The organism is Bacteroidota bacterium (genome assembly GCA_039821555.1).
Taxonomy (GTDB): Bacteria; Bacteroidota; Rhodothermia; order Rhodothermales; family Rubricoccaceae; genus JBCBEX01.
The window spans coordinates 179,389-199,549 of record JBCBNX010000002.1 but is presented as its reverse complement, the minus strand read 5'-3'; the positions used below and the strand labels follow the sequence as shown (position 1 = coordinate 199,549).

Below are 20,161 nucleotides of genomic sequence, written 5' to 3'. Positions count from 1 at the left end.
GCCGGGACTCGAAGGCCCCGGCGCGCGGTCGTTCTGGCGTGGCGGTGCCGCTACTTCACGAGCGTGAGGCGGCGCGTCTCGGCGAAGTCCTCGCCCTGCACGCGCAGCACGTAGGCGCCGCTCGCGAGGGACCGGCCGTCCACCTCGAAGCGGTGCACGGCGCCGGTGGCCAGCGCGCCCTCGTGGAGCGTGGCGACCTGCCGCCCGAGCACGTCGTAGACCTTGATGGCCACGTCCTGCGCCGCGGCGATCTGGAGCGTGAACGTCGCCTGCGGGTTGAACGGGTTCGGGTAGACCGCGCTCAGGCGGTGCGTGCCTGCGAACGCCTCGTCAGCCTCGTCCGCGACGGGCGGCGGCAGCGTGAAGTCCTCCACGCCGTCGGTGCGGCTGTTGGCGCTGCCCTGGTCGGCGTTGAAGCCGAGGCCGCGCTTAGCAAAGGCCGCCCAGATGAGGTCGTGGTTGACGCCGCCGTTGGCGAGCAGGTCGGCCTCCAGAATGGCGTCGCGGCCGTCGACGAAGCCGGGGCTGCACGGCTGGAGCTTCATGCCATCCGTGACCAGCTGCAGCGCGACGTTGTTGCCGCCGGTGCCGTTCGTGAGGTCGGGATCGAAGCCGTAGCGGTCGATGAGGCTCCAGGTCATTTCCCAGAGCATCGTCGCCCAGACGGTACCGATGCCGTGCGGCTGCGAGATGCGGCCGGTATCGGCTACGTCGGCGTAGGTGAGGCCGTTGATGCTCAGGTCGGTCGAGTAGCGCGCGGGGCGGATGCCGGGACCGTCGGTGTCGGTGAACTCCAGGTAGGTGGCGATGCCGCGGCCCTCAGTGGCGAAGTCATAGGCGGTCATGGTGAACATGAGGCCGTAGTAGTCGCTCCAGCCCTCGCCAGCCTGCTCGGCGTTGCCGAGGCACGAGGCGTTGCCGGGGCCGCCCGTGAGGCGGTTCGAGACGCCGTGGACGTACTCGTGGAGGATGACGCCGTTGTCGAGGTCGCTGTCGCGGGCGAGCCCCGTGAGTGCCACGCGCGCGGGCTCGTTGTCGAGCAGCAGCAGGCCGGTGCTGCGCTGAATAAACACCGAGGGGATGGTGATGTCGCTCTCGTCGTCACCGCTGGGCAGGCCCATCGAGATGATGCCCTCGCCTGGGTTGTTCGTGCTGCATCCGTCCGCGCCCGGCTCGCAGTTGAAGATGATGGCCGCGACGGCGCCCGCCGCCTGGGCGTTGCGCACCTTGTCGACGAAGTTGCACGAGCCGCGCTCCATCATCACGATCTGCCCATCGTAGTCGTCGATCAGTTCGGTGCACCCCAACTCGGTGAGCTCCTCGTCGAACGCCAGCACGACTTCGCTCTCAAGCGGGTCGCCGGGGAACGCGGGGCCGAAGTTGGCCGGGCCGCTCGGGTAGGTGCCGGCGATGGTGGCTGGGGCGGTCACGCCGAAGAACGCGGCCGTCCAGAGGAACATCTGCATGCGGGGGCGGCTGCCGTCGGGCGGCGTGCCGAAGTTGGCGTTGTTGGTGCCGCTGCCGTCCTGCGCCTCGGCGCGCACATAGTCGCCCCCTCCCGAGACGCCGGTGAAGTTGGTCGCCTGGAAGTTGCCGCTGGCCTCGTCGAAGCCGTAGGCGGCCATCACGTCGTGGAAGATGTTGTTCCAGTAGAACAGGTTGGTGATGGCGAAGTCCTCGTGCGCGACGGGGTCGTTGTCGTCGGCGAAGGGGAAGTCGAAGACGAGGTCGGCGCCGCCGTCGGGGCTGTAGCCGGAGAAGTCGCGGTCGCGGCGGTCCTCGTAGGCGAACACGTTGTTGCCGCGCGTGATGGTGTAGGTCCGGGAGCCGTCGTCGTGCCAGCCGTTGGGCGAGGCCACCGGGTCGGCCGGGTCGGTCACGAGGGCGATGGGCCCGTGGTTGGGGCTCTCCGCCGGGAAGGCGACGACGCGGTAGGTGCCGCCGGTGCTCGGGGCGGGCGCCAGGGACGGCACCGCAGGCATCACCGGCGCGAAGCTGCGCGCTGACGTGTGCCCGGCATGGAGATGCCCAGCATGGCCATGCCCAGCGTGATCGAGTCCAGCATGATCGTGTCTGGCGTGGTCGTGTCCGGTGTGGTCATGCCGGGTCCACGTCTCACTCACTACCCAGTCGGTCTGGCGCAGGACCTGCCCGGTGTGGGCGTCTACGGCGAGGTCCCACCAGTGCTGCTCGTCAAGCGTGGCGATGGCAATGCTCCAGACGAGACGCAGCGTGCCGAGGTCGTCCTGCACCCACGCGAGGCGCGCCGGGATCGGCTCCAGCGAGAGCTGCCCCCCGTCGAGCACCTGCCGCTGCGCGAGGCCTTCGGCCGCCTCTTGGACCGCGAAGCCCGCTGCTGCACCGGGCAGTTCGAGGGCAGCCGCGGCAGCGGCGATCGCCTCGGTGGCGTCGAGGGCGGGGCGCGGCTCAGACGTACGCCGGCTTGCCAGGTTGGGGAGGAACTGGCTACGCAGGCTCGACACGCTCCCGTCGTCGCGCACGTTGGCGTTGGCCGTTGCTTCGAGGATCTCCAGCCCGGCGTGGGTCTGCCGGAAGTAGACGTGCGTCACGCCCAGGTGGGCCGTGCGATACTCGTCGGTGACCACGGCGCTGACATCGCTCTCCGCGAGACGATACGTGGTGTGCTGAGCGCGGAAGTGCGACAGGGCAGCCTCGGCGGCAGCGCTCCGCGTGGTAGTCTGGGCGAATAGGGACGGCGCGCACACGAGCGCACTCAGGAGCAGGACCAGCACATACCGGCCCGGCAAGAAGCAACGGGGCATGGGTGACGACAAAAACGTGAAGGGACGAAAGCGCTAAAAAACGAGAAGCGTTGTCTCAGGTCAAGGACAAAGCCCCGCCGCGCCGAAGCGCTTCTATCCCTATCCGCCGCACCGTTTCACTATGCCGCCCGCACATAGACGGGGCCAGGTCGTCTCCGATGCCTGGCCCCAGACTCGCTCATGTGCTCCCGTCGGTTTCTACGTCGCGTCGGGGCTCGGGCCGAGCCGCTTCTGCACGTCGGCCCGCATTGCATTCGGCAGCGATGGCTTGGCGAACACCGACTCCCAGTCGAGGCGGCCCGTCGCCTGCATCGCCACGAAGAGCGTCGCGATGCTCAGGCCCGTCACCGCGAGCCCCGTGAAGCCGTCGAGGAAGAACGTGAACGCGAATACGACGAGGTAGACGCCCTGTGCGGCACCGACCTCGACCAGTGCAAACCGGAGCCCCGTCACGAGGCGCATGTAGCTCACCACCAGCCCGACCGACACCGCCGAGCAGACGAGGAGCGCGAACACGACCGGCACGTGGTCCACGAGGTAGGCCAGGAGCAGGTGGAAGGCGAAGAAGGCCGACGCCAGGAAGAAGTAGTGCATCGGGTGGAGGCGCACGCCGCGGATCACGCCGAGCACCAGCAGCACGAAGAAGAACAGGAACAGGCTCACCGGCGCGAAGAAGGTCACGCGGCTCACCCACGGGCCGGGGTTGAGCTTCTGCGGCAGCACCATCCCCACGCCTGCCTCGGCGACGAGCGAGCCGTAGTCCCACGCGAGCGCCCAGCCGCCGTCCGTCGCCTCTTTGCTCGTCGGCGAGAGCGACTGCGCGGGGAAGTCGATGGCGTCGAAGTCGGTCGTCATCGCCAGCGAGAAATCGCGGACCTGCGCCACGCCGCGGCCGAAGCTGTAGCGCCACGTCTCCATGCCCTGCGAGCCATAGCCCACGGACACCTCCACCGTCTTGCCCGCCGCCACGTCGAGGTCATGGACGAGGCCACTCTCCCGCATCGCGGCGTCCTCCACCCGCGCGCCGTCCACGGTCAGCGCCACGTTGTCGAACACAGCCGCGCCCTGCGGCAGCGGGAAGCGGAAGCGAAACGTGCCGTCCTCGTCGCTGTCATTCACGAGCCGGTAGCGCCCGTCGAACCGTACGCGATAGGTGGGATACCACAGCAGCCCTTTCTTGCGCTGCTCCAGGTCGAGGTCCACAGCGATGGCTGTCCCGGCGATCGGCGCGGCGTCGTAGACCGTCTCCTCAATGGTTTCGCTGATCACGGTGCCGTCTTCGAGTCGCGTTTGCTCGCGCGTCTCTATGCGCTCGCGCTGCAAGGTCGGGGCGAGCTGCACGAGCGGCGCGCCCCACATCTCGCCGACGCTGCTGTGCAGGCTCGTGTCCTGATCGTGGGTCCGCTTCTCGACCGTCCCGCCGAGGAACAGCCAGGCGACGGAGGTGCAGAAAAAGATGAAGGCGATGGCGATGAGACGGTTGAGCATAGGAGTGTTGCGGTGTTGCGGTGTTGCTGTGGTTCAGTGAGGCGGTGTGTCGTGAGTGCGGCGGTGTTGCGGTGTTGTAGTGAGGCGGTGTTGCGGTGCAGCGGTGTTGCGGTGCAGCGGTGTTGCGGTGCAGCGGTGTTGCGGTGCGTGCGGTGGTTGGCGAGAGCTGACGGGGAAGTGGCTTGACGCGGGCGGTTGGTCGCGGCACCTTTTCGCCCTTCGCCCTTCGCCCTTCAGGCTGCGAGCGCGCCGAACTTGCGGGTGCGGCTGCGGAAGTCGGCGAGAACGGCCGTGAGAGCGTCGGCGTCCATCTCGGGCCAGCAGCGGTCGAGGAAGGCGAACTCGGCGTAGGCGCACTCCCAGAGCAGGAAGTCGGAGAGCCGCTGCTCGCCCGCCGTGCGCACGACGAGGTCGACGTCCAGGACTCCTGCTTCGAACTGGGGCGTGCCGGGCAGCGCGTGGGGGTGCCCTATGGACGGCGAGGTAGCCGCGGCGAGGTGGCGCGCGAAGGCGTCGCGGGCTCCGTTGTCGGGTGATAGCGCTTCGCCAGCAGACTGGCAGCGGCGGGCGGCCTCCACGAGCGCGTCGCGGGCGCTGTAGTCCACGGCGATGCGGAGGTGCAGCCGCGTGCCGTGCCGCGTCTCCCACTCGCCCCGCGCGATGCCGTTGCGGAGCGCCTCCGGGAGCCGGTCGCGCCGACCGATCACGCTCAGGCGCACGCCCGCGCGCTTGAGCCGCACGATCTCGCGGCGCAGCGCCCAGCGGAAGAGCGCCATCAGCGCCGACACCTCGGTCTGAGGCCGCTTCCAGTTGTCGGCGGAGAAGGCGTAGAGCGTGAGCGTCGACACGCCCAGTCCTGGCGCCGCCTCCACGACGCGGCGCACGGCCTCGACGCCCGCACGGTGGCCGTCGGTGCGAGGCCGCCCCCGCCGTGCTGCCCAGCGCCCGTTGCCGTCCATGATGCACGCGAGATGAAACGAGTTTGGGTTACTCAAATAGCTTTGCATTTTAAAGTTTAGAGATGAAAGAAAAGCCGCGGTGGCGGCGTGGGAGGGTTTAATTCGGCGGTTCAGTCCACCACCGAGTCATCCCTGCGTAGGTGGGGACCCAGGCGATATTGCGCGGTGCTCTATTGCACCGAATGGATTGAATCCGTCGGCCTGCGGCTCCCGATCAAGTCGGGGATGACAACTGCGAGGTAGGGCTTAGTCATCGAAGAACTCAGCGATGCCGTTGGACAATGCTTTCTGGATTTTCTCGCGGTTCGTGCGCTTCAGTACGCCCTTCGGAAGTCGGCCATACCACACGTGCCAGTAGTGTTCGTAGGGTGGGTTTGGGCCTCCCGTCAAGGGTCGAAGCTTCTTCGAAAAGTATGCTTCTGCCTCGCGGACTTGTTGCTCGTTGATGAACACTAGCGTGGTCCCAGCAACGCGAAGCTCATAAACGTGGCTTGGGGGGCTTTTTGGCGGAACGCCACCCTCGTTGTATGTCGACATGTAGTCCATGTGATCGTCTCGGTAGTCGACTTTGTAGAGACGTGCCATGATGATCTGTCGGAGACGCGTGGTGTGTTACTCTGCCTCACTTCACTTGCGTTTCTCGACGAGCAGCTTGCTCGTCGTATGCCTTCTGAAGCTGCGCGGGCATCCAGTCACGGATCCCCTCGTCACAGCCACCGAATACCAGGCCCTCTACGAAAGACACGTCGAGCGCATTGAGAGCGGCAGCGTCGGCACGAGCGAGGACCTCGTCAGCGAAAGCGAGGTAGCGCCGCGCAACGTTCAGGCGATCGTTGTAGGCCTGGATCGTCATTCCCTCCAGGATCCCCATTTCGACGTGGAGCAATCCGAGCGCGTCGAGTTCAATCATCCGGGTATGCACCTCGGGGAGATGAGACTTCACCAACGTCGTGAACGCCGCGTGGCCAACTTCAGCAGGCCAATCGGACGTGTCGAAATAGGTTGGGGTGCGTCTGCCCATGTCACTTCACGCGCGTGGCGCGGATGATGGCTTCCATCTGGTCGAGGTAGCGCGTGAGGGCGGTGCGGCCTGCGTCGGTGAGGTCGTACTCGGTGCGCGGCGTGCGGTCGTCGAAGAACTTGCGGCAGGCGATGTAGCCCGCGTCTTCGAGCTTGCGGGCGTGAACCGACAGGTTGCCGTCGGTGAGGTCGAGCGCGGTCTTGAGGTCGGTGAAGCTCATCGTCCCGCCCGCCGCCAGTGCCGAGACGATGCCGAGGCGGATGCGCTGGTGGATGGTCGTGTCAAGGTCGGGCGCGAACGGCGCGGCCGCTGGCGTCGATGTGCCAGCGCGCGGCGCGCGGCGGAGCTTGTCTTTTGATCTAGGCATGCGTGGCGGTGGTTGAATGCGAGAGCAAGTCTGATCTGCTTCACAACAAGAGTCACGTCATCCTGAACTTGATTCAGGATCTCTGGCGACTATGATGTCACGAAGCATGGCTGAGATGCTGAACCAAGTTCAGCATGACAAGAGTGGAGTTCATGAAGCTGAAAGACCTGCTGACGATCAGTCATGAGGCATCGGGCGCGTAGCCTGACGAAACAGCCAGGCGGCCGTAAGAAAGAGCGCGACGAAGAGGCCCGTAAGCCCGAGCAACTCGAGCGCGCCGCTGTACGGCCGCCCAAGTCCGGCGACGATGGCATAGAGGCCGATGCCTGCCTGCACGAGCGCCATCGCGGCGAGCACGACGACCATCGCCTCCGACCGGAGGCGCGCGACGATCGACCCGACTACACCGAGCGCGGTCACGCTGAGGTAGAGCAGGTTTGCCGGGTCGCCATCGGCTCCGATGATCCCGACGCCGAGGCTAACTACGAACAGGAACAGCGTCGACAGCGTGGCCAGGGTGAGCGCCGCGAGGTAGGCCGAGCGAGGCTTTTGGAGGAAGGCAGCGCGCATGGTTAGCCTCCGTGCTTGCGGGCGATCAGGACGCCGAAAATGACGTGCAGGCCGCCGAAGCCCGCCGCGAGGTACGCCGTGCCCCACGCCGCCGGGCTGAGGAGCGCGAGCAGGCCCAGCCCGAGGAAGCCCAGCCCCATCGTCGGGACGAGGCGCACGGAGAACATCCCCGCCGAGATCACGCCGACGCCGTAGCACAGCAGCCACAGTCCCGGCAAGAGCCGCAGCGACGCCGTCGCCTCGACGGCACCCTGGCGCACGAAGTACTCCTTCGTCGGGCCGACGTCGAAGCCGTAGACGGCGAGCGTAAGCGCGACGCCCGCGAGGAGCGCGGGGGCGAGCCCGAGCAGAAACTTGCGCCCCTGCCCGACGCGGACGTCGAGGCCCGACGCCTGCGCCTTGCGGATGAGAAATACCAGCCCGAGAATCACACCCACGACGGCTTCGCCCGCCCAGACGCGGAGCCACTCGGAGGGCGTCGGCTGCTGGGCAGCGAGCCAGGCAGCCCCGAGCGCGGTCACGCCCATCGCGACGCCGCCCCAGCCGGGCACGGCGGTGAAACGCGCCGAGCGCTCCATCGCGTCGCGGATGAAGCGAAGCTGAGCGCTCGCGGCCTCGTGCGGCGGTGGGCTAGTGGTCGTCCCACGGCGGAGCGGTTTTCGGTCGGGACGGGTCATTGGAGAATTATGGGTCAGCAAGAACTTTGTGATTCAAAGTATACAATCCCGAACCGGCGCGCAAGCACTTTTTTGGCCACGCGGAGTCTGCCCGGATATCGCCTCGGCGCTGCGCCTCAGCCCTCGAACCGCACGCCGCGCAGCACATCGATGAACGCGTCGCGGTCTGTGGCGATGGAGCCGCTCGCTTCGAGTTTGTAGCACCGTCCATCGGCACAGCCGAGTACTGTCATGCCGTGCGCCTGCCCGTCCGCGAAGGATATGCTGTAGGCGGAGGCGATGTCCACGTTCAGCGACGGGATCGGTGCCGAGGTGAGGGTGAGCGTCGGGCCGGTGGACAGGGCGAACTCGTCCCCCCGCTGCCCCGCGGCCTGCTGGTCCGCGCCGAAGTACGTGTGGGCCGACACGGAGAGGAACTGCTTCCCCGCCTCGTCCACGAACGAGCAGAGCACGAGGTCAGGGGCGTCCGTCGCCCCTTCCGGGTGGGCGAGGTGCGTTCTCCTCGAAGCCCTCCGGGACGGTGATCGTTAAGCCGACGACCTCGGCGAGGCAGGGCTGCGAAGCTGGGCCAACCTTCGCAAGGAGAGCCGGCTCCACCTGCGTAGGCACGTCCTGCGCGCCAGCCGTGGAGGCGATGAGCGTGAGAGTGATGAACAGGGCGAGAGCGGCAACGAGAAAGCGCACCGGGCGGTAGCGAGAGGTAAAACGGACTCCTCCCGACATCGTCCGATGCGCTCGGCGCTTAACGAGCCGCCGCTAGTTGGCGCGCGTGGCCTCGTCGCTCTCGCGCTCCTGGATCTTGAAGACCGGCACGGCAGCGGCGGCCCCGAGGAACGTCGCTACGAGATAGACCCACAGCCCGCCGACCGTCGAGCCGTCGCCCACGATGGCGTCCACGAGGATCGGGCCGATGGCGACCGCCGGGTTAAACGCGCCGCCCGAGACCGGGCCTGCCGCGAACGCGCCCGCGAGCACCGTGAAGCCGATAGCAAGGCCGTAGAAGCTGTTGCCGTCGACCTGCTTCGCCACGGCCACGTTCAGAATGACGAGCATGAGGATGAACGTGAAGAGCAGCTCCAGCAGGAAGAAGCCCGCCAGGCTCGTCTCCGCGTTCGGCGCGACCTCCAGCGTCCCGCCGAGGATGAACTGGACGACGAACGCCGCCACGATCGCGCCCAAGAGCTGCGCGATGATGTACGGCGCGATGTCTTTGGTCTCGTGGTTGCCGCTGAGCCAAAGACCGACCGTGACCGCCGGATTGTAGTGCGCGCCGGAGACGTGGCCGCCCATGTAGACGAGCACCATGAGCACGCTACCGATGGCGAGCGGCGCAAATGTGCTGCCGCCGACCACAGTCAGGCCAATGGTGAGGACGAGGAAGAAGGTGCCGATGAGTTCGGTGAGGAAAGCTTTCATCGTGTTGGGGGGTGGGTTGACGGAGGTACACGGGAAGCTAGCAGTGATTGCGGTGAAAGCCCTACGATTTAGGCCAAGTACGGCATGGTTCGCGCCGATTTGTTGCTTCGGGGCGGTCCCGTGGGCAGCGTGCGCAGGCGACGGCGTCTCTTCCGATCTTGCGGTTCCACTTCGCCCTCGCCTGTACTTATGCGCCTCGCTCTCCTCGCGCTGCTCTTCCTCGTCCCGCTCACCACGCACGCGCAGTCGCTCGACGACCTCGCCGCCCAGGCTGCCGACCGCGCCGAGGCGTTCACGCTCGGTACCACTGCGGGGGGGCGTGCGCTCGACGCCATCGCTATTGGATCAGGCGAGCGGGATGCCAAGCCAGCGCTGCTCGTCCTCGGCGGCGTGGAGCATGACGACCGCGCCAGCGCCGACGCAGCTCGTGCCTTCGCGCAGTACCTCCTGACAACGGACGCCGACTCGGTCCGCGCGCTCCTCGACCGGGCGACCGTCTACGTCGTCCCCGCGCTCGCGCTCGACGCCCACGCGCGCGGCGACGGCCTGCCCGGCAACGACGCCCCCGACGACGCCGACCGCGACGGCCTCACAGACGAAGACGGCCCCGACGACCTCGACGGCGATGGCGTGCTCCGCTGGATGCGCGTGGAGCACCCCGCCGGGACGTATGCCGACCCGGAGGCCGAGAGCGCCGAGCCGCTCCTGCTGCGCGAGGTAGATGGCACCGCGGGCGATGCCGGCCGCTGGCTACTCCGCCCTGAGGGCCGCGACGACGACGGCGATGCCGCGGGCGACCCGCACCACATCAACGAGGACGGCCCCGGCGGCACGTGGCTCGCCCGCAACACGACCTATAACCACGAGCCCTACACCGCCAAGCACGGCCGTCACCCGATGGAAGCTCCGGCGCTGCGCGCGCTCGCCGACTTCGTCTATGCCCGCCCCAACATCGTCGCCGTTTACACCTTCTCGCGGGCCGACAACATTCACTACTTCGCTGAGATCAAAGGCTCGAAGCGCCTCGGCCGCCGCTTTGCGCCGGACTCGCTCGCCCACGAAGCCACGACGGACGCCCTCGGCGACCGCGCCCGCTACACAGGGACCGGCGATGAGCCGCCCGGCCACCTCCCGAGTTGGGCCTACTACCACCTCGGCCGCTTCAGCTTCACCGCGCCCGCCTGGGTCTTCCCCCCCGCCGACTCGACCGACACCACGGATACGCCGAGCCGCCACGACCTCGACCGCCGCGCGCTGGCCTACCACCGCGCCAACAGCCCCGGCGCTGTCCTCGACTGGACCGAGGTCGAGCACCCCGACCTCCCGGACCGCACCGTCGAGGTCGGCGGACCGACACCGTTTGCGCTGACCACGCCGCCTGCCGATAGCGTCGCGGCCGTGAACGCCAGCGCGACGGCGTTGCTGTTTGCGCTCGCCGAGCGCTTGCCCCAGTTGCAAGTCACGGCCCGCGCCGAGCCAGTCGGGCGCGGCGTCCACCGCGTTACGCTTGCGCTGCGTAACACCGGCGACCTACCGACGCACGCCGAAGCCGGGCGCGCCGTCCGCGCCCACCAGCCGATCTTGATCGAGACGGAGCTGTCGGGCGGCCAGACCCTCGCGGCAGGCCGCCCCAAGCAGCAGCTCCTCGACCCGATCCCCGGCGGCGGCGGCGCCGAGGCCGAGATGCTGATCGTCGGCGATGGCGAGGTGACGATTACGGTTGGCTCGCCCTCCGCGGGTACGCAGAGGGTCACGCTCGATCTCGACTAGGCACTCGGTCGGGCGTCCGCAAGGCGAACAGGATGAATCTCTGGATGGAACGCGCGGTTTGGCGTGCGTGCGTCCATGCGCCGTCAACACGTCCTTTCCTGATAATTAATGGCATCTGCGCGGGGCTCGCGTTGATCTTTAGGGCCGTCGCTGGTCGCTCTACCGAGCCATCCCCCAGGGAGACCGCGACGTAGGTGGAGCGCGGAAGCGTCTCGCCTCGACCCGCCAGGGCGAGGGCGCGGCGGCCAAGCCTCCTCCTCCGCACGCGACGCCATCCTGAGGGCGCGGCGTCCGGGCGCGCACCCCACGCCCGAACGGCCGTCCCTCCATCGAACGGTGGTTTGCACCGCGTGCGCGGGGGCTACTCCGACCTCAACACCAAGCAACCTTCCCCACAGGCAACCTCCCTATGGACTCCACCCTCATCACGTATCTGATTCCGCTTGCGGGCGTGATCGCGTTGATCTACGCGTTCATCCGCACGCAGTGGGTCAACAAGCAGGACGTCGGCACGCCCCTCATGGCGGAGATCGCTGGCAACATCGCCGACGGCGCCCGCGCGTTCCTACGCCGCGAATACCGCGTGCTCGTCATCTTCGTGGCGGCCGTGGCGGCACTGCTCGCCTTCGCCAACATGGGCCAGACCAACTCGTCGTGGCTGATCGCGGTGTCGTTCCTCGTCGGCGCGTTCTGCTCCGGCCTCGCCGGCTTCATCGGCATGAACGTCGCCACGAAGGCGAACGTCCGCACGACCAACGCGGCACGCACCGGCCTTGGCCCGGCGCTCAACGTCGCCTTCTCAGGTGGCCTCGTCATGGGCCTCTCGGTGGTCGGCCTCGGCGTGATCGGCCTGAGCGTGCTCTTCATCGTCTACAGCGCCATGTTCATCGAAGGCGCCGTCGACGCGCCGGAGATCGCGACCGTCATCAACGTGCTCGCAGGCTTCTCGCTGGGCGCTTCGTCGATTGCCCTGTTTGCGAGGGTTGGCGGTGGCATCTACACGAAGGCCGCCGACGTGGGCGCTGACCTCGCCGGCAAGGTCTACGAAGGCATCCCCGAGGACGACCCCCGCAACCCCGCCACCATCGCCGACAACGTGGGCGACAACGTGGGCGACGTGGCCGGCATGGGCGCTGACCTCTTCGAGTCGTATGTCGGCTCGATCATCGGCGCGATGGTGCTCGGCGCAGCGTTCCTCCCCGCCTTCCTCGAGATCGGCCCGGAGATGGGCCTCGCAGCCGTGATGCTCCCGCTCGTACTCGCGGCGGTCGGCATCCTCGTCTCGGTCGCTGGCTCCTTCTTCGTCAAGGTGAAGGAAGGGGGCGATCCGCAGAAGGCGCTCAACATCGGCGAGTTCGGCGCGGTCGGCATCATGATCCTGTTCGCGTGGCTCATCGTGACGATGATGCTGCCGGGCGAGTGGGTTGCAACGACGCCCATCGTCGGTGAGTTTACCTACAGTGCCTTCGGCGTGTTCATGGCGGTCGTGATCGGACTCATCGCCGGCACGGCCATCGGCCTCGTTACCGAGCACTACACCGCGCTCGGCAAGGGCCCGGTCAACGGCATCGCCGCGCAGAGCGTGACGGGCTCCGCGACCAACATCATCGCTGGGCTGGGCGTGGGCATGTTCTCGACCGGCTTCCCCGCGCTCATCCTCGCGGGCGCGATCATGGGGGCCTACTTCTTCGCCGGCCTCTACGGCATCGCCATCGCCGCCGTGGGCATGCTCTCGGTGACGGGCATCCAGCTCGCCGTCGACGCCTACGGCCCGATCTCCGACAACGCCGGCGGCATCGCCGAGATGGCGGATCTGCCGCCGGAGGTCCGCGAGCGCACCGACAAGCTCGACGCCGTGGGCAACACGACGGCCGCCATCGGCAAGGGCTTCGCTATTGGCTCGGCCGCGCTGACGGCCTTGGGCCTCTTCGCCGCCTACATGACCCAGGCGGGCGTGGAGAACCTCGACGTGGCCAACCCGACGATCCTCTCGGGCGTCCTCATTGGCGCCATGCTGCCCTACGTGTTCTCGGCGATGGCCATGGGCGCCGTCGGCCGCGCGGCGGGCGAGATGATCGAAGAGGTCGGCCGCCAGTTCCGCGAGATTCCTGGTTTGCGCGAAGGCACGGCCAAGGCCGAGTACGCCAAGTGCGTCGACATCTCGACGAAGGCCGCCATCCGCGAGATGATCGCCCCGGGCTTGCTCGCCGTGACGGTCCCGGTCGTCGTCGGCTTCATCAGCCCGTCGATGCTCGGCGGCCTGCTCGTCGGCGTGACCGTCTCGGGCGTGCTCTTCGCCATCTTCCAGTCCAACGCCGGTGGCGCCTGGGACAACGCGAAGAAGACGTTTGAGGCCTCCAGCGCGGGCTACACCATCAACGGCGAGCCCCACGTCAAGGGCTCCGTCGCGCACAAGGCCGCCGTCGTGGGGGACACCGTGGGCGACCCGCTCAAGGACACCTCCGGCCCGAGCCTCAACATCCTCCTGAAGCTCATCGCCGTGGTGGCCCTCGTGATCGCGCCGCTGATCTCGGACGCCGACGCGACGATGGCCGACACGGACGTGACCGTTGTGGAGATGCCGAGCGTCCCGGCGTTCAACCTCGTCCAGGAGGGCGGCGCGCTCGTGCTCTCGGGTGCTGTCGCCTCGCAGGAGGCGATGGACGCCCTCGTGCAGCGTGCTCGCCGCACGTTCCCCAACCTCGACATCGTCAACAACATGCAGGTCGGCGAGCTGGACGCGGTCGAGGGCTTCCAGGCGAAGCTCTTCGAGGTGTTCCCGTTCCTCGGCCGCTTCCGCAGCGGCGCCGGGATGGACGTGGACGGCACGAATGTGACGCTCAGCGGCGTGGTCTTCTCCGACGAGGAGAAGGCCGCCATCGACGCGGACGCCGAGGCGCTGCTCACGGCCCCGTTCTCCTACACGTCAGGCATCACCGTCGAGGCGCCGAGTGAGGACGTTGTGGCAGCCATGAACGCCATTGGCGAGGTGCTCAACGAGCAGACCGTCGAGTTTGCCACGGGTACGTCGGAGCTGACAGCCAGCTCGCGCGCCACGCTCGACGCCATTGCGGCCAACCTCACGGCGTACTCGGAACTCGGCATCACCGTCGAGGGCCACACGGATAACACGGGTGCGCAGGAGACCAACGACACGCTCAGCCAGCAGCGTGCGCAGGCCGTCGCGGGCTACCTCGCCGGGCAGGGTGTGGACGCCACCCGCATCGCCGCGGTCGGCTACGGCGACGCCCGTCCGATCGCATCCAACGCAACAGAAGAGGGCCGCGCCGCCAACCGCCGCGTCGCCTTCCGCGTGGGCTAGTGCGCCTTGCCGCGTGGGCCAACACGCCCGCTCGCGAGCGTATTCCGCCCGGTCCTGCCACATGGTAGGGCCGGGCGTTTTTCGTGGGTGCGTGTCCACGACCGCTCGTCCCGCCGCGTCGACCGTCGGTCGGGAATCGTTGCCTTTGGGCGGGCGAGCCCCGTTCTTGTAGCGTGTCTCTGATCCCCTCGCGCCATGCCTGGCCCGTCTCGCACGTACCTCCCCGCTCGGCTGCGGCTGCTGCCGTGGATGCTGCTACTCGGCGCGCTCTCCGGCCTAGCCGTGAAAGCGCTCATCGACTTCGAGGGGCTGCGGCTGTGGTGGGAGGGCGACCGGCTGCGCGGCCCGGAGGTCACGGGTGTCATCCATTCGGTGGCCTCGGGCATGATCTACACGACGGCGATGTGGAGCGTGCTGCTCGAAACCAAGCGGTTTCTCCTGACACGCTACCCCATCTCGACGTGGCGCGTCGGCGCGCTGCACGTGGTCGCTATCGCCACCACGGCGACGGCGACGTTCGTGCTCATCGGGGTGCTCGACCCCGTTGTGTGTGCGGTCTTCGGCATCGAGGACGACGGCGAGGGCCCGCCGCTGGTCGTGATCGCAGGTGTGGCGTTCTTGATGACGCTGGTGCTCTCGACGTTGATGTACCTCGTCGAGTTCTACCAGCGCTTCCGCGACGCGGAGCACGCGCGGCTACAGGCCGAGCTCTCGGCGCTGCGGGCGCAGATCAACCCGCACTTCCTCTTCAACACGCTCAACAGCATCGCGGCGCTCGTCCGAGTGGCCCCGTCCGAAGCCGAGGGCGTTACGGAACGGCTCGCCGACCTCTTTCGCTACACGCTCCGCGCTTCGCAGCACCCGACGGTCACCCTCCGCGACGAACTGGAGGCAACGCAGCTCTACATCGATATCGAGCAGGTGCGCTTCCAGGACCGGCTGCTCGTCCACGTGAAGGTCGACCCGGCGGTCGCGCGGGCGCAGGTGCCGAGCCTGCTCGTGCAGCCGCTCGTCGAGAACGCCGTCAAACATGGCGTCGCTCGCACCGACGGCCCTTGCGTGGTCCGCGTCCGTGCTCATATCGCAGAGGACGCTGGCGCTGGGCGCACACCGGCCCCAATGGTCGAGTTGCAGGTGTTTGACACCGGACCGGGCTTCGACTCGCGCGACCCCGACGTGGTGCTGAAACGAGGATCCGGGCTCGCCAACGTCCGCGACCGGCTACGGCTGCTCTATGGCAATGCGGCTACGCTTCATCTCCTCGCCGACGGCGTCGTGCTGCGCTTCCCTTTCCGCGCAATGGAGATCGAGCGTACCGGACTCACCGGCGACGGGCTGCCCAGCGATCCGGCCTTGGGCGATGGCCTCAGAGCCGACGACCTACCGCACGCGGTGACCGTCGTTTCGCCTCAGACTGCCGCGCGCTACACGCGCTAAGTCCTGTGACAAGTGCCAGGTGCCAAGTAGCAAGGAGGCGCCAGGCCCTCGATCGTACAACATGTACTTGCTGCTTGATACTTGCCTAAGCGCTAGGGGGATCATCTGACTCGGAGGGTGATCCCTCCCCCACTTCGCACTGCTTCCTTCCCACTTCGCTCGTTCCCCTGATGCTGCGTGCCGTCCTGGTCGACGATGAGCCGCTGGCGCGGACGCGGATGCGGATGTTGCTCGCCGAGGCTGAGCAAGAGGTCGAGGTGATCGGCGAGGCAGGCTCCGGCCGCGAGGCGGTGCCGCTCATCTACGAGACCAAGCCCGACGTGCTCTTCCTCGACATCCAGATGCCCGTCCTCGACGGCTTCGACGTGCTCGACCTGCTCGCGCCGCCGCGCCCGCACGTCGTCTTTGTGACGGCCTACGACGAGTTCGCCCTGCGCGCCTTCGAGGTGCATGCGCTCGACTATCTCACGAAGCCCGTCCGCGCTGAGCGCTTAGCGCGGTCGCTCTCGCGCGTGGCCGCGATGGTCGCCGCCGGTACGCCCGACGCGGCGCTCGACGGCTTCCGGGCGGAGCGAGTCGGCGCTCCGGTGCACCGGCTCACGCTGCGGGCTGGCCGCTCGCTGCGGGTGGCGGAGGTTGGCGAGGTGCTGGCGTTCGAGGCGCGCGAGAAGCTCGTCTTCGCACGCCACGCTGGACGCGACTACCCCGTCGACTTCACGATCCAGGAGCTAGAGACGCGGCTGCCCGCCGAGCGCTTCGTGCGCGTCCACCGCGCCGTGATCGTCAACGTCGAAGCGATGCGAGAACTGCTGCCGTGGTTCAGCGGGACGTACCGGCTGCGGCTCAAGGACGGTACTGAGGTGCCGGTCTCGCGTCGCCGCGTCCGCACGCTCAAAGCGCGGCTCGGCGGGTGATCCGCGCTCTACATCTTCCGCAGCACGCTCACGACGCGCCCGATGACGTAGCACTCGGGGTCACCCTCGAACGAGGGGATGGGGTCGTAGGAGCGCCCCGCCGCACGCAGGATAAAGCGGTCGAGGCGGCTCATGAACTGGCGGGCCAGGAACGTCTCGCCGACGAGCGCAGCCACGATCTCGCCGTCGGCTAGCTGGCGAAGCGGAGTCTGAGCTACAACCAGGAGGTCGCCGCGCCAGATGCCTTCCGAAGCTAAGCCATCATCGCCGGTGCGTCCGATCAGACACGCCTCGGGCTCGTGGCCGTCGAGCAGGGCCTCGTCCACGAACATCGCGCCGCGTGGACGAAGACGGAGGCGGTCTGGTTCGTCGCTGGACACCCGGCTGATGATGGGAAGGCTCGGGACCTGGGTCTCGGACAGCGGGTCCTCATCGGGGTTGACGATTCGGATGCCGCGGGCCGCTCCGGGCTCGCGGAGGATGAGGCCCTTCGTCTCCAACGCATGGAGTAGTTTGAACACCGCGTTTGAGGAGCGGATCGAGAGACCGTCGCCGATCTCGCGGAGCGTGGGGGGCGTGCCATGCGCGCGCATAAAGTCGCGGATGAATTCGTAGACTTGCGTCTGACGCTCGGTAGTAGGGCGGCGCATGGAGGCAGGGAAAAGAGGGAGAGCGGCGGCTGGCGGCGGAGGGTGTACAGAAGATATGGACGGTGAACAGATTTTCACTTGTCGATAATTGGGGTGAACACTTGTTCACTTCGGCTTTTGTACGAGGCGGGGGCAGGTTTTCCACGGGGGTGTGGATAGGGTGCTATTTGCCAACAAAAACGGCGAAAGCACGCCATATAAAGCGAATCGTCCTAGTTTGGAGTTGTGGGGAGAAGTGGGGGGAAGTGGGTGAAGCCAATCGCAGCCCGCCTTTCGCTTCCCCACTCTTCCCCACCAGCTTCCCCGCTTCCGTTCACCTCCTCGTTTAGAGGGATGCCTCGTTTCAAGGGCCAAGACGAATGCAAGATCGACGACAAGGGCCGCGTGGCCGTGCCGTCGAAGATGCGCTCTGTCTTCAACCCCGAGGCGCACAACACGGTCGTGCTCGTCCCCGGACCCGACTCGCACATCCGCCTCTACCCCGCTGACACGTGGGAGGAGGTCGAAGCGGGCTTGGTCGAAAAGATGAACACGTCGAACCCCAAGCACCGCCGCACCCTCCGCAGCATCCTCCGCTTCGCCGACGAGCAGACCCTCGACAGCCAGGGCCGCATCCGCATCAGCAACGACCTCATGAACTACGCCGGCCTCAGCACCAGCTCCCCGGCGCTCTTCATCGGCGTGCTCAACTACGTCGAGATCTGGAGCCCGGACCACATGACCGAGGAGGAAGCCGTCGAGTCGCCCGCCGACCTCTACAACGAAGTCGCCGCCGACTTCGATATGGGCAGCCTCTTCTAGTCGTCTCGAATTCTAACCGCCTCACCTCGCCAAACTCTTCGTACCAAGCACCGCCGCTTCCGTTAGCTCCATGCCCGCCGTCATGCCCCGTCCACCGCGCCGCTCGGCCCGCCGCTCCTCCAAGGCTCGTGCCTCGCAGGCGGCGCCGTCTGCGCCCCAGCCCTACGCGACCAGCTATCACGCGCCCGTCCTCGTGGAGGCGGTGGTGGACCTGCTCGTGACGGACCCGGCAGGCGTTTACGTAGACGGCACCCTGGGTGGCGGCGGGCACACGGCCGCCCTCCTCGACCGGCTCGGCCCTGGGGGCCGCGTCGTCGGGATCGACCAGGACGCCGACGCGATCCGCGAGGCGACCGTCCGCATCCAGCAGCAACGCATCACCGAACTCCAGTCGGGCCACCCCGCCCCGGCGGGGGCGTCGGCTGCCGCCAAGGCCGACCCCTCCGCTACCCCTTCGCGCTTCGTGGCGCTCCGTGGCAACTTCGAGGCGATGCCCGCCCTTCTCGCTGACGCTGGGATCGCGCCTGGCTCGGTGACGGGCATCCTCCTCGATCTCGGCGTCTCGTCGCACCAGTTCGACGTGCCCGAGCGCGGCTTCATGTTCCGCGCTGATGGGCCGCTCGACATGCGGATGGACGACCGCGCGCCGCAGACGGCTGCCGCCCTCGTGAACGAGTCGGACGTGCAGGCAATCGCGGACCTGCTGCGCGCCTTTGGCGAGGAGCCCCGTGCCTGGCGCATCGCGCAGGAGGTCGCGCGCCGCCGTCCGCTCCAGACTACCGGCGACCTTGCCGACGCCGTCCGCGCGGCCGTGCCGACGAAGGACGAGGTCAAGAGCCTCGCCCGCGTCTTCCAGGCCCTCCGCATTGCGGTCAACGACGAACTCGGCGTGCTTGACCGCGCCCTCGAAGCGAGCCTCGACCTCCTCGCCGTTGGCGGACGGCTGGCGGTGCTGAGCTACCACTCGCTCGAAGACCGCCGCGTGAAGCAGTTCCTCAAGAGCGGCACCCTCGACGGCAAGCTGAAGCGCGACCTGCTCGGCAACGCGCTCACGCCGTGGAAGGTCGTCACGCGCAAGCCCATCGAGGCGAGCGACGCCGAGGTCGCCGCCAACCCGCGCGCCCGCAGCGCCCGCCTCCGCGTGGGCGAGCATGTCGGCCGCCCGACGCCGAAGTCCCTCCCGCCCCTGCTCTTTTAACCACTATCCCCCGGCGCTCCCTCCGCGCCACCCGGCGTCCCCTCCACGCCTGCGACGGTCCCTCCCCGTCGACGCCGGTGCGTCCCTCCCGCACCGGCCCCCTTTTCTCTCCCGAAGAAGTCACCCTGCGACACGCATCAGAGTGATGCCACGAACCCTCCAGACCCCCGCTCGCGCCTCGAAGTCGACGCCCCGTAAGGCCTCGGCTGAGAACAAGTCGCCCCGTAAGGCGATGGCGACGCGCGCCACGCCCTCGGCCCGTAAGCCGAGCACGGCGTCGCCCCGTAAGGCGACCGCTGACAAGGCAGCGCGTCCGGCACGAGCGAAGTCCGGCGCTTCGACCGGGCGGCGACCCTCTACGCCGGCCCGGTCGGAGCTGCCCGGCTGGGGCGATCTCAGCGCCGCGCCCCAAAAGAAGGGCGTAGCGAAGAACGTACGGACGACCCCGCCCCGTAAGGCGGGGGCCGTCGCACCCTCGCGGCTCGACTGGCTCACGCAGGTCCCCACGCGCTCCTTCCTGCTCGGCATCGCGCTTGTCTGCGCGCTGCTGACGTTGTGGGTGGCGCACGTTTTCTCGATAGAGGCCGCGCTGGCCGACATCACCCGGCTGCGCGCCGAGAACGAACAGCTGCACCTCCGCAGCGCCCGTCTCAACGGCGAGTTCGACGCCCGCACCAGCCCGGCGGTCATCCTCGACCGTGCCCGCGCCCTCGGCCTCGTTGAGGACGCCACCTACGCGCCTACCGTCACCGTCACGCCGTCCGACTAGCGTGTGAGGGTCTGGGGAT

At 67.9% G+C, this 20,161-nt stretch carries 19 protein-coding genes and 1 pseudogene; 8 read left to right on the top strand and 12 right to left on the bottom strand.

Annotated features, from left to right (window positions below):
* Positions 1 to 50: 50 nt before the first annotated feature.
* The 11 genes from AAFU51_03510 to AAFU51_03460 all read right to left on the bottom strand — a co-directional run bounded on the left by AAFU51_03510 (position 51) and on the right by AAFU51_03460 (position 9,281).
* Positions 51 to 2,783, bottom strand: a complete 2,733-nt coding sequence (locus AAFU51_03510; protein MEO1570314.1) for a T9SS-dependent M36 family metallopeptidase — start codon at positions 2,781 to 2,783, stop codon at positions 51 to 53.
* A gap of 198 nt (positions 2,784 to 2,981) precedes the next feature.
* Positions 2,982 to 4,271, bottom strand: a complete 1,290-nt coding sequence (locus AAFU51_03505) for an inner membrane CreD family protein (protein MEO1570313.1) — start codon at positions 4,269 to 4,271, stop codon at positions 2,982 to 2,984.
* Between the two features lie 233 nt (positions 4,272 to 4,504).
* The gene (uppS, locus tag AAFU51_03500) at positions 4,505 to 5,278 is read right to left on the bottom strand and encodes a polyprenyl diphosphate synthase (GenBank protein MEO1570312.1); all 774 of its coding nucleotides are present in this window, start codon (positions 5,276 to 5,278) and stop codon (positions 4,505 to 4,507) included.
* Between the two features lie 198 nt (positions 5,279 to 5,476).
* Complete coding sequence (locus tag AAFU51_03495; GenBank protein MEO1570311.1) at positions 5,477 to 5,815, bottom strand: hypothetical protein; 339 nt, start codon at positions 5,813 to 5,815, stop codon at positions 5,477 to 5,479.
* A 37-nt stretch (positions 5,816 to 5,852) separates the two neighbouring features.
* Complete coding sequence (locus AAFU51_03490) at positions 5,853 to 6,251, bottom strand: hypothetical protein (GenBank protein ID MEO1570310.1); 399 nt, start codon at positions 6,249 to 6,251, stop codon at positions 5,853 to 5,855.
* A 1-nt stretch (position 6,252) separates the two neighbouring features.
* On the bottom strand, positions 6,253 to 6,618 hold the full coding sequence (locus AAFU51_03485; protein MEO1570309.1) for a transcriptional regulator: 366 nt from the start codon (positions 6,616 to 6,618) through the stop codon (positions 6,253 to 6,255).
* 177 nt (positions 6,619 to 6,795) lie between these two features.
* Positions 6,796 to 7,188 carry a hypothetical protein gene (locus AAFU51_03480; GenBank protein MEO1570308.1) on the bottom strand — a complete coding sequence of 131 codons (393 nt, stop codon included), beginning with the start codon at positions 7,186 to 7,188 and terminating at the stop codon, positions 6,796 to 6,798.
* Positions 7,189 to 7,190: 2 nt separating this feature from the next.
* On the bottom strand, positions 7,191 to 7,865 hold the full coding sequence (locus AAFU51_03475; protein MEO1570307.1) for a hypothetical protein: 675 nt from the start codon (positions 7,863 to 7,865) through the stop codon (positions 7,191 to 7,193).
* 116 nt (positions 7,866 to 7,981) lie between these two features.
* A complete protein-coding gene (locus AAFU51_03470) occupies positions 7,982 to 8,317 on the bottom strand; it encodes a hypothetical protein (GenBank protein ID MEO1570306.1) in 336 nt (111 codons plus the stop codon).
* A 4-nt stretch (positions 8,318 to 8,321) separates the two neighbouring features.
* Entirely contained in the window at positions 8,322 to 8,549 is a 228-nt protein-coding gene (locus AAFU51_03465) for a hypothetical protein (GenBank protein ID MEO1570305.1), read from the bottom strand.
* 72 nt (positions 8,550 to 8,621) lie between these two features.
* Positions 8,622 to 9,281 (bottom strand): aquaporin, encoded by a 660-nt coding sequence (locus tag AAFU51_03460; GenBank protein MEO1570304.1) that lies wholly within the window; start codon positions 9,279 to 9,281, stop codon positions 8,622 to 8,624.
* Positions 9,282 to 9,470: 189 nt separating this feature from the next.
* Here AAFU51_03460 and AAFU51_03455 point away from each other — a divergent pair, with 189 nt between their 5' ends.
* The 5 genes and pseudogenes from AAFU51_03455 to AAFU51_03435 all read left to right on the top strand — a co-directional run bounded on the left by AAFU51_03455 (position 9,471) and on the right by AAFU51_03435 (position 16,724).
* The gene (locus AAFU51_03455; GenBank protein MEO1570303.1) at positions 9,471 to 11,051 is read left to right on the top strand and encodes a M14 family zinc carboxypeptidase; all 1,581 of its coding nucleotides are present in this window, start codon (positions 9,471 to 9,473) and stop codon (positions 11,049 to 11,051) included.
* Positions 11,052 to 11,460: 409 nt separating this feature from the next.
* Positions 11,461 to 13,593 (top strand): annotated as a pseudogene (locus AAFU51_03450) (sodium-translocating pyrophosphatase).
* A gap of 6 nt (positions 13,594 to 13,599) precedes the next feature.
* Positions 13,600 to 14,373 (top strand): OmpA family protein, encoded by a 774-nt coding sequence (locus AAFU51_03445; GenBank protein ID MEO1570302.1) that lies wholly within the window; start codon positions 13,600 to 13,602, stop codon positions 14,371 to 14,373.
* Positions 14,374 to 14,568: 195 nt separating this feature from the next.
* A complete protein-coding gene (locus AAFU51_03440) occupies positions 14,569 to 15,810 on the top strand; it encodes a histidine kinase (GenBank protein MEO1570301.1) in 1,242 nt (413 codons plus the stop codon).
* Between the two features lie 170 nt (positions 15,811 to 15,980).
* Positions 15,981 to 16,724 carry a LytTR family DNA-binding domain-containing protein gene (locus AAFU51_03435; GenBank protein ID MEO1570300.1) on the top strand — a complete coding sequence of 248 codons (744 nt, stop codon included), beginning with the start codon at positions 15,981 to 15,983 and terminating at the stop codon, positions 16,722 to 16,724.
* A gap of 8 nt (positions 16,725 to 16,732) precedes the next feature.
* On the opposite strand, the gene AAFU51_03430 is transcribed toward AAFU51_03435, so the two are convergent.
* Entirely contained in the window at positions 16,733 to 17,374 is a 642-nt protein-coding gene (locus AAFU51_03430; protein MEO1570299.1) for a S24 family peptidase, read from the bottom strand.
* 333 nt (positions 17,375 to 17,707) lie between these two features.
* Between AAFU51_03430 and AAFU51_03425 the strand changes: the two genes are divergently transcribed.
* The 3 genes from AAFU51_03425 (at position 17,708) to AAFU51_03415 (ending at position 20,142) form a co-directional block, all read left to right on the top strand.
* The gene (locus tag AAFU51_03425) at positions 17,708 to 18,175 is read left to right on the top strand and encodes a division/cell wall cluster transcriptional repressor MraZ (protein MEO1570298.1); all 468 of its coding nucleotides are present in this window, start codon (positions 17,708 to 17,710) and stop codon (positions 18,173 to 18,175) included.
* Positions 18,176 to 18,257: 82 nt separating this feature from the next.
* A complete protein-coding gene (gene rsmH / locus AAFU51_03420; GenBank protein ID MEO1570297.1) occupies positions 18,258 to 19,373 on the top strand; it encodes a 16S rRNA (cytosine(1402)-N(4))-methyltransferase RsmH in 1,116 nt (371 codons plus the stop codon).
* A 145-nt stretch (positions 19,374 to 19,518) separates the two neighbouring features.
* Positions 19,519 to 20,142, top strand: a complete 624-nt coding sequence (locus AAFU51_03415) for a hypothetical protein (protein ID MEO1570296.1) — start codon at positions 19,519 to 19,521, stop codon at positions 20,140 to 20,142.
* The last annotated feature ends 19 nt before the right edge of the window (positions 20,143 to 20,161 follow it).

Excerpts from the sequence above, each read along its gene's own strand:
- AAFU51_03430 (MEO1570299.1), bottom strand. The coding sequence starts at position 17,374 with ATGCGCCGCCCTACTACCGAGCGTCAGACGCAAGTCTACGAATTCATC.
- AAFU51_03480 (MEO1570308.1), bottom strand. The coding sequence starts at position 7,188 with ATGCGCGCTGCCTTCCTCCAAAAGCCTCGCTCGGCCTACCTCGCGGCG.
- AAFU51_03475 (MEO1570307.1), bottom strand. The coding sequence starts at position 7,865 with ATGACCCGTCCCGACCGAAAACCGCTCCGCCGTGGGACGACCACTAGC.
- AAFU51_03490 (MEO1570310.1), bottom strand. The coding sequence starts at position 6,251 with ATGGGCAGACGCACCCCAACCTATTTCGACACGTCCGATTGGCCTGCT.
- AAFU51_03445 (MEO1570302.1), top strand. The coding sequence starts at position 13,600 with ATGGCCGACACGGACGTGACCGTTGTGGAGATGCCGAGCGTCCCGGCG.
- AAFU51_03425 (MEO1570298.1), top strand. The coding sequence starts at position 17,708 with ATGCCTCGTTTCAAGGGCCAAGACGAATGCAAGATCGACGACAAGGGC.
- uppS (MEO1570312.1), bottom strand. The coding sequence starts at position 5,278 with ATGCAAAGCTATTTGAGTAACCCAAACTCGTTTCATCTCGCGTGCATC.
- AAFU51_03415 (MEO1570296.1), top strand. The coding sequence starts at position 19,519 with ATGCCACGAACCCTCCAGACCCCCGCTCGCGCCTCGAAGTCGACGCCC.
- rsmH (MEO1570297.1), top strand. The coding sequence starts at position 18,258 with ATGCCCCGTCCACCGCGCCGCTCGGCCCGCCGCTCCTCCAAGGCTCGT.
- AAFU51_03455 (MEO1570303.1), top strand. The coding sequence starts at position 9,471 with ATGCGCCTCGCTCTCCTCGCGCTGCTCTTCCTCGTCCCGCTCACCACG.
- AAFU51_03485 (MEO1570309.1), bottom strand. The coding sequence starts at position 6,618 with ATGCCTAGATCAAAAGACAAGCTCCGCCGCGCGCCGCGCGCTGGCACA.
- AAFU51_03510 (MEO1570314.1), bottom strand. The coding sequence starts at position 2,783 with ATGCCCCGTTGCTTCTTGCCGGGCCGGTATGTGCTGGTCCTGCTCCTG.
- AAFU51_03435 (MEO1570300.1), top strand. The coding sequence starts at position 15,981 with ATGCTGCGTGCCGTCCTGGTCGACGATGAGCCGCTGGCGCGGACGCGG.
- AAFU51_03440 (MEO1570301.1), top strand. The coding sequence starts at position 14,569 with ATGCCTGGCCCGTCTCGCACGTACCTCCCCGCTCGGCTGCGGCTGCTG.
- AAFU51_03505 (MEO1570313.1), bottom strand. The coding sequence starts at position 4,271 with ATGCTCAACCGTCTCATCGCCATCGCCTTCATCTTTTTCTGCACCTCC.
- AAFU51_03495 (MEO1570311.1), bottom strand. The coding sequence starts at position 5,815 with ATGGCACGTCTCTACAAAGTCGACTACCGAGACGATCACATGGACTAC.
- AAFU51_03460 (MEO1570304.1), bottom strand. The coding sequence starts at position 9,281 with ATGAAAGCTTTCCTCACCGAACTCATCGGCACCTTCTTCCTCGTCCTC.